Annotated in this window: 18 protein-coding genes and 1 tRNA gene; 16 read left to right on the forward strand and 3 right to left on the reverse strand. The window is 39.6% G+C overall.

Annotated features, from left to right (window positions below; translation table 11 throughout):
• Positions 1 to 4 precede the first annotated feature (4 nt).
• The 9 genes from tolQ to GM698_RS08850 all read left to right on the forward strand — a co-directional run bounded on the left by tolQ (position 5) and on the right by GM698_RS08850 (position 8,249).
• Positions 5 to 685 carry a protein TolQ gene (gene tolQ / locus GM698_RS08810; RefSeq protein ID WP_176808724.1) on the forward strand — a complete coding sequence of 227 codons (681 nt, stop codon included), beginning with the start codon at positions 5 to 7 and terminating at the stop codon, positions 683 to 685.
• Between the two features lie 157 nt (positions 686 to 842).
• Positions 843 to 1,283, forward strand: a complete 441-nt coding sequence (gene tolR, locus GM698_RS08815) for a colicin uptake protein TolR (protein WP_176810175.1) — start codon at positions 843 to 845, stop codon at positions 1,281 to 1,283.
• 16 nt (positions 1,284 to 1,299) lie between these two features.
• Positions 1,300 to 2,580, forward strand: a complete 1,281-nt coding sequence (tolA, locus tag GM698_RS08820) for a cell envelope integrity protein TolA (RefSeq protein ID WP_209289290.1) — start codon at positions 1,300 to 1,302, stop codon at positions 2,578 to 2,580.
• A 16-nt stretch (positions 2,581 to 2,596) separates the two neighbouring features.
• The gene (tolB, locus tag GM698_RS08825) at positions 2,597 to 3,883 is read left to right on the forward strand and encodes a Tol-Pal system beta propeller repeat protein TolB (RefSeq protein WP_209289291.1); all 1,287 of its coding nucleotides are present in this window, start codon (positions 2,597 to 2,599) and stop codon (positions 3,881 to 3,883) included.
• 31 nt (positions 3,884 to 3,914) lie between these two features.
• On the forward strand, positions 3,915 to 4,376 hold the full coding sequence (gene pal, locus GM698_RS08830) for a peptidoglycan-associated lipoprotein Pal (protein WP_176808720.1): 462 nt from the start codon (positions 3,915 to 3,917) through the stop codon (positions 4,374 to 4,376).
• Between the two features lie 302 nt (positions 4,377 to 4,678).
• Positions 4,679 to 5,551 carry a co-chaperone DjlA gene (gene djlA / locus GM698_RS08835; protein ID WP_159630546.1) on the forward strand — a complete coding sequence of 291 codons (873 nt, stop codon included), beginning with the start codon at positions 4,679 to 4,681 and terminating at the stop codon, positions 5,549 to 5,551.
• Positions 5,551 to 6,177, forward strand: coding sequence for a DUF2238 domain-containing protein (locus GM698_RS08840; RefSeq protein WP_176812677.1), 627 nt, complete (start codon positions 5,551 to 5,553; stop codon positions 6,175 to 6,177). The genes djlA and GM698_RS08840 overlap by 1 nt, the downstream gene beginning before the upstream one ends.
• A gap of 76 nt (positions 6,178 to 6,253) precedes the next feature.
• Positions 6,254 to 7,213, forward strand: coding sequence for a tRNA dihydrouridine(16) synthase DusC (dusC, locus tag GM698_RS08845; RefSeq protein WP_209289292.1), 960 nt, complete (start codon positions 6,254 to 6,256; stop codon positions 7,211 to 7,213).
• Positions 7,206 to 8,249, forward strand: coding sequence for a TIGR01620 family protein (locus GM698_RS08850; RefSeq protein WP_209289293.1), 1,044 nt, complete (start codon positions 7,206 to 7,208; stop codon positions 8,247 to 8,249). The genes dusC and GM698_RS08850 overlap by 8 nt, the downstream gene beginning before the upstream one ends.
• A gap of 32 nt (positions 8,250 to 8,281) precedes the next feature.
• On the opposite strand, the gene GM698_RS08855 is transcribed toward GM698_RS08850, so the two are convergent.
• A complete protein-coding gene (locus tag GM698_RS08855; protein ID WP_176808715.1) occupies positions 8,282 to 8,941 on the reverse strand; it encodes a histidine phosphatase family protein in 660 nt (219 codons plus the stop codon).
• A gap of 47 nt (positions 8,942 to 8,988) precedes the next feature.
• On the opposite strand from GM698_RS08855, the gene GM698_RS08860 reads away from it, so the two are divergent.
• Complete coding sequence (locus tag GM698_RS08860; protein WP_209289294.1) at positions 8,989 to 9,615, forward strand: TIGR01621 family pseudouridine synthase; 627 nt, start codon at positions 8,989 to 8,991, stop codon at positions 9,613 to 9,615.
• A gap of 27 nt (positions 9,616 to 9,642) precedes the next feature.
• The gene (locus GM698_RS08865) at positions 9,643 to 10,263 is read left to right on the forward strand and encodes a glutathione S-transferase (protein ID WP_176812673.1); all 621 of its coding nucleotides are present in this window, start codon (positions 9,643 to 9,645) and stop codon (positions 10,261 to 10,263) included.
• A gap of 111 nt (positions 10,264 to 10,374) precedes the next feature.
• On the opposite strand, the gene GM698_RS08870 is transcribed toward GM698_RS08865, so the two are convergent.
• Entirely contained in the window at positions 10,375 to 12,309 is a 1,935-nt protein-coding gene (locus GM698_RS08870) for an ABC transporter ATP-binding protein (RefSeq protein WP_209289295.1), read from the reverse strand.
• A 211-nt stretch (positions 12,310 to 12,520) separates the two neighbouring features.
• Between GM698_RS08870 and GM698_RS08875 the strand changes: the two genes are divergently transcribed.
• From GM698_RS08875 to GM698_RS08890, 4 genes are all read left to right on the forward strand, one after another.
• Positions 12,521 to 13,138, forward strand: a complete 618-nt coding sequence (locus GM698_RS08875) for a MarC family protein (RefSeq protein ID WP_159630523.1) — start codon at positions 12,521 to 12,523, stop codon at positions 13,136 to 13,138.
• Positions 13,139 to 13,165: 27 nt separating this feature from the next.
• Entirely contained in the window at positions 13,166 to 14,395 is a 1,230-nt protein-coding gene (gene moeA, locus GM698_RS08880) for a molybdopterin molybdotransferase MoeA (RefSeq protein WP_209289296.1), read from the forward strand.
• 12 nt (positions 14,396 to 14,407) lie between these two features.
• On the forward strand, positions 14,408 to 15,154 hold the full coding sequence (moeB, locus tag GM698_RS08885) for a molybdopterin-synthase adenylyltransferase MoeB (RefSeq protein WP_209289297.1): 747 nt from the start codon (positions 14,408 to 14,410) through the stop codon (positions 15,152 to 15,154).
• An 86-nt stretch (positions 15,155 to 15,240) separates the two neighbouring features.
• A tRNA-Asn gene (locus GM698_RS08890) sits at positions 15,241 to 15,316 on the forward strand.
• A gap of 120 nt (positions 15,317 to 15,436) precedes the next feature.
• Here GM698_RS08890 and yfbV read toward each other — a convergent pair.
• The gene (yfbV, locus tag GM698_RS08895; RefSeq protein WP_209289298.1) at positions 15,437 to 15,874 is read right to left on the reverse strand and encodes a terminus macrodomain insulation protein YfbV; all 438 of its coding nucleotides are present in this window, start codon (positions 15,872 to 15,874) and stop codon (positions 15,437 to 15,439) included.
• Positions 15,875 to 16,004: 130 nt separating this feature from the next.
• Here yfbV and GM698_RS08900 point away from each other — a divergent pair, with 130 nt between their 5' ends.
• Complete coding sequence (locus tag GM698_RS08900) at positions 16,005 to 16,751, forward strand: ABC transporter permease (protein ID WP_209289299.1); 747 nt, start codon at positions 16,005 to 16,007, stop codon at positions 16,749 to 16,751.
• Positions 16,752 to 16,761 lie beyond the last annotated feature (10 nt).

Below are 16,761 nucleotides of genomic sequence, written 5' to 3' on the forward strand. Positions count from 1 at the left end.
ATTAATGCAAGCTGAATTTAGCCTTCTATCGTTATTTTTAGAAGCAAGTATAGTTGTAAAGATCGTAATGTTGATCCTGATTATATTTTCAATTTTATCTTGGGCGGTCATTATTCAACGCAGTAAGGTATTAACAAAAGCAAGAAAAGATTCGTTGTCGTTTGAAGATCGTTTTTGGTCTGGCGAAGATTTAAATCGTTTGCATCAAGGTTTAGAAAATCGTCGTGATGCTTTAACAGGCTCAGAACAAATTTTCTATGTTGGATTTAAAGAGTTTAACCGCTTACAGCAAGCAAATCCTGATGCACCAGAATCTATTATTCAAGGTTCTACTCGTGCAATGAACCTAGCTTTAAACCGTGAAATGGAAAGTCTAGAAAACTATATTCCATTTTTAGGTACAGTTGGTTCAATCAGCCCATATATTGGTTTATTTGGCACGGTATGGGGGATTATGCACTCATTTATGGGCTTAAGTGCAGTAAAACAAGCAACACTACAATCTGTTGCCCCAGGTATTGCAGAGGCATTAATTGCAACTGCGATTGGTTTGTTCGCTGCAATTCCAGCTGTTATGGCATATAACCGTTTAAATTTACGTTTAGGTAAAGTTGAGCAAGGTTATGTGAATTTTATTGACGAGTTTACAACTTTATTACACCGTCAAGCATTTTCGAAAAGATAAGCTACAAAGCTACAAAGCTACAAAGCTACAAGCGGTCATTTTTTTAATGAAATTTGCAAAATATTGCAAAAATTAGACCGCTTGTCAGTAATAATGTGTAGCTAAAATCTAGGTTACATAAAATTAATGATGGAATTTACATCTTAAAGAGGGAAATATGTCGGTTCGTCGTTTAAAACGTAATGACATTAAATCGGAAATTAATATCGTACCATTTCTAGATGTGCTGTTAGTGCTTTTACTCATTTTTATGGCAACAGCACCAATTATCAGCCAAAGCGTAGAAGTTAATTTACCTGAAGATACACATAGTCAATCTGTATCAAATGAAGATAAAACCCCTGTGATTTTAGAAGTAGCAGGTGTTGGTGCATATAAGTTAAAAATTGATGGTAACTATGTGCAAAACAACGGGCAAGATAATATCTCTGAAACAGAAGTGATTGCCTATGCAGGGGAGCAATTCCAAAAAGACAATAAGACGTTATTTTTAGTTGCTGGTGATAAAGTAGTACCTTATGAGGAAATTATGAAAGGTATCACATTACTTAAAGATGCAGGGGTTAAATCAGTAGGTTTAATGACTGAAGGCAAATAATCAGCAGGGATAAAGTGTGAAATATCAACAAGATAGACTAGAGCTTGCAGTTATTATTTCGATCTTATTGCATATATTATTGATTGGATTATTATTGCTTGGGTCTCTTTTCACCAAAACGGAATTCGCTGCCGGTGGTAGCGGTGGTGATAGCGACAGCTTTGAGGCAGTAATGGTTGATACTGGGCAAGTAGCAGCTGAGTATGGGCAATTAATTGCACAGAAAAAAGGCTCAAAATCTGCAAAATCAACAGTAGAACCTAAGGAAGAACCAAGAGAAGAGGCTAAAGAAACTGTTGAAAAAGTTGAGGATGATCCAACGCCAGAAGAAATCAAGCAGCAAAATCAAGCTGAATTAGCTGTAATGCAAGAAAAGCAACGCCAGCAAGAAATGGAACATCAGCAAAAATTACAAGAACAACAGAGACTTCAAGAGCAGGCTAAACAAGCAGAAATTAAAAAGCAACAAGCAGAAGAGGCTACGCGTAAAAAAGTAGCTGAAGCCGCTAAATTGAAAGCAGATGCTGAAGCCAAACGTTTAGAAGCTGCGGCAAAACAAGCTGAAGAAGAAAAAAAAGCTCAAGAAGCTCTTGAGAAGAAGCTAGAGCAGCAAAAAAAAGCTCAGGCGGAAAAAGTGAAAGAGCAGAAAGAAAAGCAAGCTAAAGAGAAATTAGAAAAAGAAGCAAAGGAAAAAGCCGAGAAAGATAAAGCACAGGCAGAAATGGAAGCTAAGGAGAAAGCTGAGAAAGAGGCTAAAGCACAGGCGGAAAGAGAGGCAAAGGAAAAGGCTGAAAAAGAAGCAAAGGCGAGAGCTGAAAAAGCAGCTAAAGCAAAAGCTGAAAAGGAGGCTAAAGAAAAAGCGGCAGCCCAAGCGAAAGAGACCCAAGCTAAGAATAATAAAGCCCTTGATGATTTCCTAAGTGGAGGAGATATTAGCGGTGGTTCAACCAAAGGCGGTAATAAAAATTCATCGGGATCTCAAGGCTCTGGCGGCACAAGAGGTCTTGGTCAGGGGGCAAATGTGGATGGTAGTGCATACGGCCAGCGTATTAAGAAATTAATTCAATCTAAATATCGTGTTGATCCAAGCTTTGCAGGAAAACAGTGTGATGTTAGGGTATCTTTAAGTCGAGATGGCACAATCACTCATTATGACGTAGTAGGTGGCGATAAAGCAGTATGTGATGCAGCGGTAAGTGCAATTATGGCAACGAAAAAAGTGCCTCCAGCACCATCAGATGCAGTTTATAATATGTTTAAATCTCCAACTCTTGATTTTAGTTTAAAAGTTAAATAACTTTAGAGGGTTAAAAATGAAATTATTCTCTCGTATATCGAGTGTAATAGCGATAGTTTCTACATTGGTGGCAAGCCAAGTTATGGCAGATTCTGATGTTCGGATTTCTATTGATGAAGGTGTGAGTATGGCTCAACCGATAGCTGTTGTTCCATTTAAATCAAATGGTGTGCCAGCTGATGTTGCACAAATAATCTCTGATGATTTGCAAAATAGCGGTAAATTTACACCGCTTGAACGCGCTCGGATGCCTGCTCAACCGAGTTCTGCGGGTGAAGTTATGGCAGAACAATGGAGTGCTATTGGTATTGATAATATTGTAGTCGGGCAAGTGAGTAGTGTGAGCGGTGGTTATAATATAGCCTATCAATTAATTGATACACTTGGTACTTCTGGTGCTGCTGGTAATGTTATTGCTCAGGGTTCATTCATAGTTCCTGAGGCGCATTTTCGTCAAGGTGGACATACAGTTAGCGACCAAGTCTTTGAAAAATTAACTCAAATTCGTGGTGCGTTTAGAACAAAAATTGCTTATGTTGTACAGCGTGGCGTGTCATCTTATGAATTACGTGTGTCTGATTATGATGGTTTTAATGCCTTTACGATTACAACAAGTAAAGAACCGCTAATGTCTCCAGAGTGGTCTCCAGAGGGGAGTAAATTAGCTTATGTAACATTTGAGAACAAAAAAGCACAAATCGTTGTGCACGATATTCGTTCAGGTGCTCGTCGCGTAGTCGCTGCATTACAAGGACATAATGGTGCACCTGCGTTTTCACCCGATGGTTCTCGTATTGCATTTGCCTCTAATCAAGATGGTGAGTTAAATATTTATGTTGTAGGCAGTGGAGGGGGAGAGCCAAGTAAATTAACCTCAAATGCAGGTAATAATACAGAGCCAAGCTGGTCTCCAGATGGAAGTACGATTTACTTTACTTCTGACCGTGCAGGTGCTCCACAAGTTTATAGAATGAATTCATCAGGTGGTGCGGCAAGCCCAATGGGCGGGCGTGGCAGTTATAATGCGAAAGTATCATCTGATGGTAAGAATCTAATCATGATTGCTGGTGATAGAGTGGTGAAACGCGATCTCGCTTCAGGTAGCACGGAAGTATTGAGTTCAACTTTCTTAGACGAAAGTCCAAGTATTTCACCAAATGGGATTATGGTTATTTACAGCTCTACCAAAGGTACGAGCAAAGTGCTACAATTGGTGTCTGCAGATGGGCGTTTCAAAGCTAATTTGCCAGGAGCAGGTGGGCATTATAAATTCCCTGCGTGGTCACCGTACTTAATTAACTAAAATATAATATTTCTCTAATTAGGAGTAAAAAATGAAAAAATTTGCTAAAGTTTTAATGATTGCAGTACCTGCTTTCGCATTAGCAGCATGTAGCAGCTCATCAGATAACAAAGCAACTAATGCATCAGTAAATGCAGTAGGTGAATTCGGTGGTTTAACAGCTGAACAATTAAAAGCACAATACAACACGGTATACTTTGGCTTTGACAGCTATGCAGTTGAAGGTGAGTACCGTCAATTATTAGACGCTCACGCTCAATTATTAGCTCAAACTCAAGGTAAGGTAACTATTGCTGGCCACGCTGATGAACGTGGTACCCCAGAGTACAACATCGCATTAGGTCAACGCCGTGCAGATGCGGTTAAAAGCTACTTATCAGCTAAAGGTGCTAACAACACTTCAACTGTTTCTTACGGTGAAGAAAAACCAGCTGTGTTAGGTCACACTGAATCTGACTACGCGAAAAACCGTCGTGCAGTATTAGAATACTAATTCTTAGTTGATTCTAAAGTGAAGCCCTGAAAAGTCAGGGCTTTATTTTTTTGTTTATTATTGACTTGATATTATTACCTTTTGTCGCCATTGATTATGGTACAACTAACTGCTGTAGAGGTAATTTATTTAGTTCAGTGCAGTTTTAGGATTAATCCAATACACTGACAGGTGAATTTTATACTATTATGTATGAGAGGTTGTTATGTTTGTTTTAACGAAAAAGTAGGCAGAGTGAAATCGTTAATCTTTGTAGCAAATTTTGTTAGAATAGTGCCATTTACTCTATAAAAGGATAAAAAATGCAATTTATTGGAAAAATAATTGGTTTTATTGTGGGCTACCAAATCTTTCACGGGCTCTTTGGTGGTTTATTAGGAGCATTTATCGGGCATTTAGCAGATAAAAAACTCTATGCTTTAGGCTCAGTTCGCTCAAGTATTTTTGGTAAAAATCTCACTCGCCAATCGCTTTTCACTCAAACAACTTTCGCAGTTTTCGGGCATATTGCAAAAGCAAAAGGCCGTGTAACTGAAGCAGATATTGAATTAGCTCGTGCATTAATGGCTCGTTTAAAATTAGACGGAGCAGCTCAGCAGTTAGCTCAAGAGGCTTTCACATTAGGTAAAGAACCTCATTTTCCGTTGCGTCAGGTAATTCAAGAGTTTCGTGAAGCCTGTGGTGCAAGAACGGATCTGTTACGTTTCTTTGTTGAAGTACAAATGCAGGCGGCATTACAAGATGGCGAGTTAGATGCAAACGAGCAACAAATTCTATTTACGATTGCAGAAATAATGGGGATGTCTCGTTTCCAATTTGAGCAAATGATTGCGATGATTATGGCAGCTCAACAATTCCGCTCTGGTGGTTATTACCAACAAGAGGGACGCTATCATCAATCGCAGGGCGGATATAGCCATTCTCAAAGTGGTGGATATGGTTATCAACAGCCCGCAAAACCTAGCATTGAAGCGGCTTATACGGTATTAGGCGTAACGGCACAAGATGATCAAAATACAGTTAAACGTGCTTATCGCAAGCTAATGAACGAGCATCACCCTGACAAATTGGCAGCAAAAGGCTTGCCAGATGAAATGATGGAGCTGGCAAAAGAGAAAGCACAGCAAATTCAATCGGCGTATGATTTAATTTGCAAAGTGAAAGGTTGGAAATAATGGATTCACGTTCGCATATCATTCCACTGTTTTTAGCGATAGTCATTACTGTAATTGCTGTTTGGTCTGGTTTTAATCCAACAGATAGAGCGGTGTGGTATGCGGAAGTTGCCCCCATTTTTGTCGTATTTGGCTTGCTGATTATCACTTACCCAAAATTTCAGTTTAGCAGCTTAGCTTATTTTCTAATGTCGCTTTGGCTGATTATGCACTTAATTGGTGCAAAATATACTTTCGCTAATGTACCTTTTGATTGGGCAAACAAATTTCTTACCCCGTTCTTAGGAGAAGATCGCAACCATTTTGACCGTGTGGCACACTATATTATCGGTTTTTATAGCTACCCAATGGCAGAATGGCTATTGCGTAAACGTAAATGTACCTTTGGCGTTGCTCTCTTTTTCTCGCTATTTTTTATTATGTCAGTTGCGGCAGCCTATGAAATTATTGAGTGGCAATATGCGGTGATAGAAGGTGGCAATGCAGGTATTGAGTTTTTAGGCTCGCAAGGCGATATTTGGGATGCACAAAAAGATATGTTAGCCGATACCTTAGGAGCAATTACCGCTTTGATAATTTATGTGATTACTCGCCCTGATTTGCGTATTCACGATAGACATTTTTAACGTTCAAGCGTTTGAATTTACGCATTTTTTGCAAAATTTTTATAAAATTCAACCGCTTGCCATTTTATTTTAACTAATGAACTCAATTCCAAAAGTTATTCTTGCCCCAATGCAAGGGGTGTTAGATCCCTTCGTTCGTAACCTTTTAACCTCTGTGAATGAATACGATCTCTGTATTTCCGAATTTGTGCGGGTAGTGGACCAAAAATTACCGAAAAAAGCCTTTTACCGCTTAGCACCGGAGCTTTATCAAGGCGGATTAACAGATTCTGGCACACCTGTTCGAGTACAAATTTTAGGGCAACACCCAGAGTGGCTTGCTGAGAATGCGGCACTTGCGATTGAGCTGGGTTCGCACGGAGTAGATCTGAACTGTGGTTGCCCCTCTAAAACGGTGAATGGCAGCAATGGTGGGGCATCGCTACTTAAAGATCCGGATTTAATTTACCGAGCGACAAAAGCAATGCGGGAAGCAGTGCCAAATGAACAGATTGTGTCTGTCAAAGTGCGTTTAGGCTGGGATTCTGCCGAACAATGTTTTGAAATTGCCGATGCTGTTCAACAAGGTGGAGCAAATGAAATTACCGTGCACGGGCGAACCAAATCAGACGGTTATCGTGCCGAACGTATTAATTGGCAAGCGATTGGCGAAATTCAAAAGCGTTTAACTATTCCTGTAACTGCCAATGGTGAAATTTGGGATTTTGAATCTGCAAAAAATTGCCAAAAAACGACCGCTTGTCATACGTTGATGATTGGACGAGGGGCATTGAATACGCCAAATTTAAGTAAAGTCGTGAAATATAATGAGCCAAAAATGGCGTGGAGTGAGGTTTTGCAACTATTGTTTAAGTATGTTCAGATGGAAAATCAGTTTGACACAGGTTTTTACCACGTCGCCCGTATTAAGCAATGGTTGCGTTATCTGTATAAAGAATATCCTCAAGCCGTAGAATTATTTGAAATTTTGAAAACCGAACACGGATATGACGGTCTAAAAAGACATATTGAACAAGCGGTGGGCAACAATGAATAAACAGATTTTTAGTGAAGAAGCGGTGGCTGAAACAACCTATCAGCCAAAACAAGAGTTTGATTTGGAAAATGTGATTGTTGAAGAAGAAGCTAAAGCGGTGGAAGCAGAGCTGATTATTGAAGAAAGCCTAAAACCCTCTCGCTTTTGGTTTCGGGTGTTACTTGGCGTGCTTGCGTTGTTTGGTATGGCGGTGATTGCCCAAAGTGTGCAATGGCTTATCGACTCTTTTCAGCAAAAAGAGTGGATTTATTTCGCCTTTTCTATCGTGTTTTTCATCATCAGTTTAACTGGTGTAGGGGCGGTGATTTCTGAATGGCGGAAATTGGTCTATTTACGCAAGCATCAGCAAAATCAGCAGATGAGCAGCCAGCTTTTGTTGGAAAAGTTGCCTTCTCACCAAGGGGAACAAGCGGTCAAATTTTGTGAAGATATTGCAAATAATCTCAACCACTTACCAATGGTTGTACAAGCCGAACAACGCTGGAAGAGCCAACTCAATGAGGCTTACAATGCCAAAGAGGTGCTATATCTCTTTAGCGAAAATGTATTGAAGCCGATTGATAAACAGGTTAAGCAGATGATTTCTCGAAATGCGGCAGAAAATGCAATCATTGTAGCCCTTAGCCCACTTGCGATAGTGGATGTGCTATTAATGTCTGTTAGAAATATTGCCTTAGTAAATAAAATTACTAAAGCGTATGGTATGGAGCTGGGCTACATCAGCCGCTTAAAACTATTTAAAATGATATTAAAAAATATGATATTTGCTGGGGCAACAGAAATTGCTACTGATGTGGGAATGGATTTTTTCTCACAAAATCTCACAGCAAAAGTTTCACTCCGAGCAGCACAAGGAATTGGCGTGGGCTTACTCACGGCAAGATTAGGCATTAAAGCAATGGAATTTTGCCGCCCGATTGCCTTCCAAGCTAACGAACGCCCGAAAATTTCAGCTATTCGTCAAGAGCTATTAACTTCAGTTAAAAATACCGTATTGGCTAAAACGCAAGTAAAAGAAAACGTGTTTCGTGATTAGCGTGGTAGGTTCGTTAGTTTTTTATACTTATGCTAGCCTTTGTATTGATCATTTGGCATATTATCCAAATGGTTAGTATTGTTAAATTCTAGTACGGTAATTCTTCCATTATCCACTTCCACTTTAGTGATAGCTGTATTTATTACAAAGCTATGTTTTTCTTCATTACGGAAATCTTGCCACGCAATGCCTTTCAGTACTGCGGTAAGTAGCGTTAAGGTCATTCCGTGTGAAACAATTAAAACGTTGCCTGCATTTTTATGGAGCTCAGCAATCTGATTGAACACTTGGGTCACACGTTGGTAAAGTTGCTCAAATCGTTCGCCGCCGTTGCTTTTCGCTTCATATTCCGCTGGCGTGCGTTTCATTACCGCATATTCTTCATTCTCTTGTAAATCAAGAGATTTCATACCTTCCCAGCTGCCAAAATCAAATTCATTTAGCCCTTTATGATGGAAATGGGGAATATTATTCAATTCATTTTCTGCTAGGATATAGCTTGCAGTATCTTGAGCCCGTTTTTGCATACTTGAATAAGCTGCGATAAAGGGGACATTTTTTAACGCAATGCCTGTTTTTTTCGCCCCGATAATGCCTTCTTCCACCAAGGCAGAGTCGCCCGAGCCTTGTAATCTGCCTTCAATATTCCAAACGGTTCTGCCGTGTCGAACTAAATAAATAGTAACTGCCATCGTGTTTCCTTGCTAAAATAGTCAAAAATTTGAGAGATTATAGCAAAATGACCTTCACATTGCCTATTTGTTATCAACACCCCGATTTTATTATTATCAATAAGCCCGATGGTTTGAGCGTTCACAAAGATGATGCGAAAATCGGCTTAACTGAAATAATGGCTCGCCAGCTCAATGTTGAGCAGGTTTGGCTGGTGCATCGCCTTGATAAAATGACCTCAGGTTTATTGATTCTCGCACTGAACAAAGAGGTGGCGGTGACGTTTTATCATTTGTTTGAACAGCGTAAAATTCAAAAAACTTACTGGGCGTTGAGCGATAGAAAACCGAAGAAAAAGCAGGGGAAAATTGTGGGCGATATGGAAAAAAGCCGTAACGGAGCGTGGAAATTATGTCACAATAAAGAGAACCCAGCGGTAACACAATTTAACGCTAATTTGCTTGAGCCATCACTTCGCCATTTTATTTTGCAGCCGAAAACAGGTAAAACCCACCAACTCAGAGTGGCAATGAAAAGTTTGGGTAGCCCAATTTTAGGCGATAAACTTTATACAGGCTCAGCGGCAGATAGAGTTTATCTACACGCCTACCAGCTGGAATTTGAATACGAAAATGAGCAAATCTGCGTGCAAGCGGAGCCTACAAGCGGTCATTTTTGGCAGAAAATTGGCTAATTTATATCACAAAAAATGGAGAACATTATGAAACTTTGGTACTCAACTACAAGCCCTTTTGCTCGGAAAGCGATTGCAGTAATTAAGCATCACCAATTAGATGAAAAAGTTGAAATGCTACGTATTACCGCCGCAATTGATCCGAATTCGCCACATAACCAAGACAATCCATTAGGGCGAATTCCGGCTTTACAACGTAATTGCGGACGCTGGCTGTTCGGCAGTTTACTTATCAGTGAATATCTCGATCAAAAAGGCAGCAACAGCCCACTTTTACCGAAAGAGGGCAAAGCCCGCTGGGCAGTGCTGGCATTGCATAATTTAGTTGATGGCATTATGGAAAATACAATGCCAACTTTGTTACAAGAGCGAATGAATCGTCCTGAAAATGAGTGGTGGAAAAGCCGCCACGAACAATTAATGGAAAGAAATGTCCGCACTTTCCAACAGTTGGAAGAGGCTTTGCAAGAATTTGGCACAGAGCTGAATTTAGGCACATTAACTGCGGTGACATTAATTGATTGGTGGGCATTCCGCCTCCAACATTTAGGCTACGATCTTGCAAAAGATCACCCAAATTTAACCGCTTGGGCAGAAGAAATGAATAATAAATACAGTATTTTGGCTGAAACCAAGCCGAGAGTGTAATAGATTATTGAACTTAATAATCAAAGAACGAAACAGGACGCGAGATTCGCGTCCATTAAAGATTATATTTATGAGGGGTAATATTAAGCTGACAGCGAGTGACTCTACATTTTAACTCAGTATTCCCTCTAGCTCCTCTTGTGCCTCCAACCACTGCATTTCAATGTCTTCAACGTGTTTTTTTGCCTCGAGCTGTTTAGCGAGGGTTTCTGTGAGCTTGGCTTTATTTTCTGCCTCGTAAATATCGCTTTCGGCAAGCATTGCTTCCAGTTGATTTAGTTTTTCTGTGGTTTTTTCCAAATCTTTTTCTAACTGCGTGATTTTTTTACGCAGAGGTGCGGTTTGTTGGCGGCGTTCGGCTTCTAAACGCTTTTGCTCTTTGCGGTTGGCGGCACTGTTTTCGTTGGCTGATAGCTCACAAGCGGCCACATTTTCTGAATTTTTTGCAAGTATTGATTTCGACTCATTCGCTAAAGCATTTTGCTCATTCAGCCATTTTTGATAATCATCTAAATCGCCTTTAAACTCTTCCACTTTGTGATTATGCACCAAATAAAATTCGTTTACGGTGCTACGGAGCAAATGGCGATCGTGCGACACCACCACAAGCGAGCCTTCATAATACGTTAACGCATCAACAAGGGCTTGTCGCATATCTAAATCCAAATGGTTGGTCGGTTCGTCTAACAACAGCAAATTCGGACGTTGCCACACAATTAAGGCAAGCACAAGGCGAGCTTTTTCACCGCCCGAAAAAGAGTGCACTTGTTGTACTACTTTGTCGCCTTTGAAATCAAAACCGCCTAGATAATTACGCAGCTCTTGCTCGGTTTTTTCAGGGGCGATTTTCTGCAAATGCCAGAGTGGGCTTTCATCAAATCGTAAAGTATCTACTTGATGTTGGGCAAAATAGCCAAGCTGTACGCCTTTTGCTAGCTGAATTGAGCCATTTAGTGGCGGAAGTTCGCCTGCTAATAATTTAATTAAAGTAGATTTACCTGCTCCATTTCGCCCAAGTAAGCCAATGCGAGAGCCAGGGACTAAATTGAGCTTGACAGATTCCAAGACGGCTTTGTTTGCATAACCAGCACTCACTTTTTCCATCATCAACAACGGACTCGGTAAGGCAAGCGGTGGACGAAATTCAAATTCAAACGGTGAATCGGCATAGGCAGGGGCGATAAGCTCCATTTTCTCCAACGCTTTAATGCGGCTTTGAGCCTGTTTAGCCTTGGTGGCTTTGGCTTTGAAGCGGTCGATAAAGCTTTGTAAATGGGCAACTTTGCGTTGTTGCTGTTGATACGCAGCATTTTGTTGTGAAATTTTAGTTGCTCGTTGAATTTCAAACGAGGTGTAATTGCCTGTATATTCGTTGAGTTTTTGATGTTCAATATGAATGATATGGTCAATAATTGGATCTAAAAAATCACGGTCGTGAGAAATCAGTAGTAATGTGCCACGATAGTTGGTGAGCCAACGCTCTAGCCAAATCACCGCATCTAAATCTAAGTGGTTGGTTGGTTCGTCAAGTAGTAATAGATCAGAGCGACAAATTAGGGCTTGTGCTAAATTCAGTCGCATACGCCAACCACCCGAAAATGATTTTACTGGCAGTTGGAGTTCTTCGGTGCTAAAACCTAAACCGTTCAGCAAGGTAGAGGCTCGGGCTTGAATTGTCCAAGCATCAATCGTATCTAAATGAGCGTGAATGGTCGCAATGCGATTACCATCATTTTTCGTATTAGCGTCATCTAATTCTGCCATTAATTTTGTGTATTCTCTATCGCCTTGAATCACGTAATCAAGAGCGGGAATATCCAACGCTGGCGTTTCTTGACTTACCCAAGAAATTGCCCAATTTTGGGGGAGTGAAACATCGCCCCCTTCAGGCTGTAATTCATTTTTAAGCAGAGCAAAAAGCGAAGATTTTCCACAGCCATTTTTGCCTACTAAGCCTACTTTCTGCCCAGTGTGGATAGTCGCAGAGCTGTTATCAATTAGGACAGAATGCCCACGTTTTAAAATTAAGTTTGTAAAAAAGATCATTGCAAGCGGTCTATTTTGTTGAAAATTTTGCGTATTTTAACATAAGGGAAGTATTGTTGATCTATCTAAAATAAGTTTATACTTAATTGTAATTATTGATAGTAAGCTTAGTTAAACAATTCACAGAAATTATGGCAGAAGCGTCCTGCAAGCGGTGAATCTATGCTAAAATTTTGCAATCTAATAAATTTATATAACAGGGAGAGAAAATATGTTTGATTCATTAGCGGTGCAATTTGTGGTTTTGTGGGCAGTGATTGACCCGATTGGTTCTGTTCCTGTTTATTTAGCGAAAACGATTGGTTTGCCGATTGAGGCTCGTCGTAAAATGGCATTAAATGCAGTATTGATTGCAGCAGGAATTCTCATTTTCTTCCTTATCGGTGGACAGGTTCTTTTAGAATCTATGCAAATTCCCTTACCAGCTTTCCAGGCAGCAGGGGGCTTAGTGCTTTTATTATTCGCTCTGACGATGATTTTTGGGGAAAGTAAGCCAGAGCAAGAAATTAGGATTAATAGCAGTTTAAGTGAATTAGCCGTTTATCCATTAGCTGTTCCGTCTATTGCTTCGCCAGGGGCAATGATGGCGATTGTTTTATTAACAGATAATCATCGTTTTAGTATTAGTGACCAATTTATTACAGCTAGCATTATGGCACTTGTTTTAGCAATTACGTATTTATTATTGTTAGCGGCAAATAAAATTCAGCATTTAATTGGTAATGCTGGTGCGGCAATCATTAGCCGTGTAATGGGGTTAATTTTGGCAGCAATTGCGGTAAATAATTTGCTTATTGGTGTACGTGATTTCTTTGTACAAGTGAGTTAATTTTATAATTAAGCGTAGGATAGATTTATGACACTTTTAGCACTTTCTGATGCGTTGGATAATCTGTTTTCTCGTTTGCCATCACCAACCGTTATTGAGTATTTACCATTAAATGAGTGTGCAAACCGAGTGTTAGCAGAAGATGTCTTTTCACCAGTTAATGTTCCGAGTTTTCATAATTCAGGAATGGACGGTTATGCGGTGAGAATTGCGGATTTAGAGCAACATTTAACTTTGAAAGTGGCTGGTAAAGCCTTTGCAGGAACGCCATTTAGTGGTGAAGTAAATACAGGCGAATGTATCCGCATTATGACAGGGGCTTTAGTGCCAAACGCTGTGGATGCCGTTGTAATGCAAGAGGAAACAACGTTAAATCCCGATGGTTCTGTTACCTTTCAACATATACCAAAGTTAGGTAGCAATATTCGCCGAATTGGCGAAGATGTCAAGCAAGGTGCATTGGTATTAAAAAAAGGCTCATTGCTCAATGTAGCCGGTTTGCCTTTATTAGCTTCACTTGGTATTGCGTCTGTGCCTGTGTTTGCAAAATTAAAAGTAGCCATTTTGTCTACTGGTGATGAATTAACCTCGGTTGGAGAGCCTTTGAAAGAAGGAAAAATTTACGATACCAACCGTTTTGCTATCCGTTTGATGTTGGAAAAATTAAATTGTGAGATTTTAGATTACGGTATTTTGTCAGATGATCGTGCTTTATTTGAACAAACATTTATTCAAGCTCAGCAGCAAGCTGATATTGTCATCACCAGCGGTGGCGTATCTGTTGGCGAGGCAGATTTTACCAAAGAGGTATTGGAAAAATTAGGCGAAATTGGTTTTTGGAAAATTGCAATGAAACCAGGTAAACCATTTGCATTCGGTAAGTTGGAAAATGCGTGGTTCTTTGGTTTACCAGGTAACCCTGTATCTGCATTGGTCACATTCTATCAATTAGTACAGCCAGCGTTAGCGAAATTATCAGGCTTATCCGCAGACAATATTGCAAAAATTACCCAAAATTTAACCGCTTGTAGTGCTGAGAAATTGAAAAAAGCGGAAGGTCGGCAAGACTTTCAGCGTGGTTATTATTATGCGAATGAAAAAGGTGAGTTAGAAGTTCGACCAATTGGCACACAAGGATCACATATTTTTAGTGCCTTTAATGAAAGTAACTGCTTTATTGTATTGGAAGCTGAGCGTACCGATGTGGAAGCTGGGGAAAAGGTAACAATTCAGCCGTTTAATTCGTTACTCAGTTAGTTGAGAGAAAGTATGGAACTCACTGATCACGAAATTCTTCGTTATAACCGCCAAATTATTCTCAAAAGTGTCGATTTTGGCGGGCAGGAGAAATTGAAATCCAGCCACGTGTTGGTTGTGGGATTGGGGGGCTTGGGCTGTGCGGCTGCACAATATCTTGCTTGTGCTGGCGTTGGATGTTTAACCTTAGTCGATTTTGATACGGTTTCGCTTTCTAATCTTCAACGTCAAATTTTGCATTCGGATGAAACCATTGGGCAACCCAAAGTGGAATCGGCTAAAACTCGTTTGCAAGCGATTAACCCCAATATTCAAATTGAAGCAATAAACCAAAAATGCAATGATGAACACTGGGCTGCGTTAATTGCTAAAGCAGATTTAGTGCTGGATTGCACAGATAATGTGATGGCTCGCAATCAACTTAATTTGCAATGTTTTAAGCAAAAACGACCGCTTGTATCAGGCTCAGCAATCCGTTTCGAAGGGCAAATTAGCGTGTTTAGCTATCAAGAAAACGAACCTTGTTACCAGTGTTTGAGTCGTTTATTTGGTGATGGCACATTAAGCTGCGTAGAGGCTGGTGTGATGGCACCTATTGTAGGCGTAATCGGTAGCCTTCAAGCGTTGGAAGCAATAAAAGTGTTGCTTGGTATTGGCAAAACCTTATCAGGAAAATTACTGATGATTGATGGCTTACATTTTTCAGTACGAGAAATGGCATTACCTAAGCAAAAAAATTGCTCTGTTTGTAATACTTGATGAAGTATTCGTGTGTGAATAATGAACAGAAATTGATTATTTTCTTGAAAGCTAAAACGTTTTAGTTTAATATTTATTTCATAAATTCCTCCTTAGTTCAGTTGGTAGAACGGTGGACTGTTAATCCATATGTCGCAGGTTCGAGTCCCGCAGGAGGAGCCAAGGTTTTTCTTTTGTTCTTGTTTTATTTGTCTCCTTTTATAAAACAGTAATTCAACATTCCAGAATTAGAACAAAAGTTTTGCTCCGCTCACTTATTGAGTGGAGTTTTTTTTAGCGTGATTAAAGTTGATCAAAGTATTCATTTCCCCACGTTTCTTCTGCCAATTTCAGTAAATTTGCAAAATCTTGGAAAGAAGGTACCGCTTGTTTTTCTTCAAGTTTGACTTGAGCGGTAATCAGTTTTTGCCTGATCGATTCATACCATTCTAATAATGATAATGGAAGTGGTGATCTTGCACGTTTACCTAGCCAATAAAGCCCTTGAAAGGGGATAGATATTGCAAAAATTGCGGTAATAACAGCATTTGCTAGCACAGATTGGGTGGGGTCAGTAAAAAAGTATTGCCACACTAAAGCAAAGCACGCAAAAGCGGGCATCACTTTGGATGAAAACTTAACGAGGCGAATAATGTGATAATCAGGCATAAAATTCGCCAGTTTTTTCTGATTAGGTAGGGTGTTTAGATAGCGTTGCCCCGCTTCAAATAGGCTGAACATAGTATTTCTCTTCTCAGTTTTTCTTTTATTTTAGCTAAGTTGCTAAAATCTACAATAGGCTAATGCAGTTTCGGCTAACACTTGCTATACTTTACAACAAAATGTTTACAACGTATTGAAGGATTTTTTTATGCCAATTAAATTTGTAGATTTATTTCAGCAAAGTTGGAATTTTATGCGTAATCAGCAATCTTTTACGCTGTTTGCAATAGTCACTATTGTCGTTGTGCAAATGGCATTTATTTTACTCTTGCCAGCTTCGCCAGAAATCCTAGCGGATACGCAGCCACAACAAATTCAAATTGATAGTGAGAAATTGTTATCTGTGCTAATGCCAACAATTTTATTAGGTGTGGCAAATTTGTTTCTTACGGTATTAATGATTTTAAATATTCAATCTATCAATAATGGCAATTATCAGCACTTTTTTAAAAATGTAGGTAGTGCATTAATGAATTTTTTACCGGTTTTAATTTTGCAATTTATTATGGTACTGCCCCTTTCACTTGGTGCTTCTTTTCTTATGGCATCGCCAGAAAGTGTGATGATTGCGTTGCCTGTGCTTGTTATGGGGCTTTATTTCTGTATTAAATTATCAATTGTTATTTATGCTTATTTACTGGAAAGCCCTCGGAAAACGTTATTAGGAAGTATTAAATTTACCTTTCAATTATCGCGTGGAAAAATTTTTCCCCTTATTTTATTCTGTGTGATTTCTTACTTATTGCCAGGAATGTTGTCTCGTTTACTTGCCGTTTTGGGTAATGATGTGATGGGGGCATTCATCACGGTAGTTTGTAGTGCAGTGATCAATGTTTTTATGCTAATTTTCAGCTTCCGCTTTTACCAAGTTTATCGTCAAATGCCTGCAAATTAATGGAGATTAA

Source organism: Mannheimia sp. ZY171111 (genome assembly GCF_017750945.1).
In the GTDB taxonomy this organism is placed as follows: Bacteria; Pseudomonadota; Gammaproteobacteria; order Enterobacterales; family Pasteurellaceae; genus Mannheimia; species Mannheimia pernigra.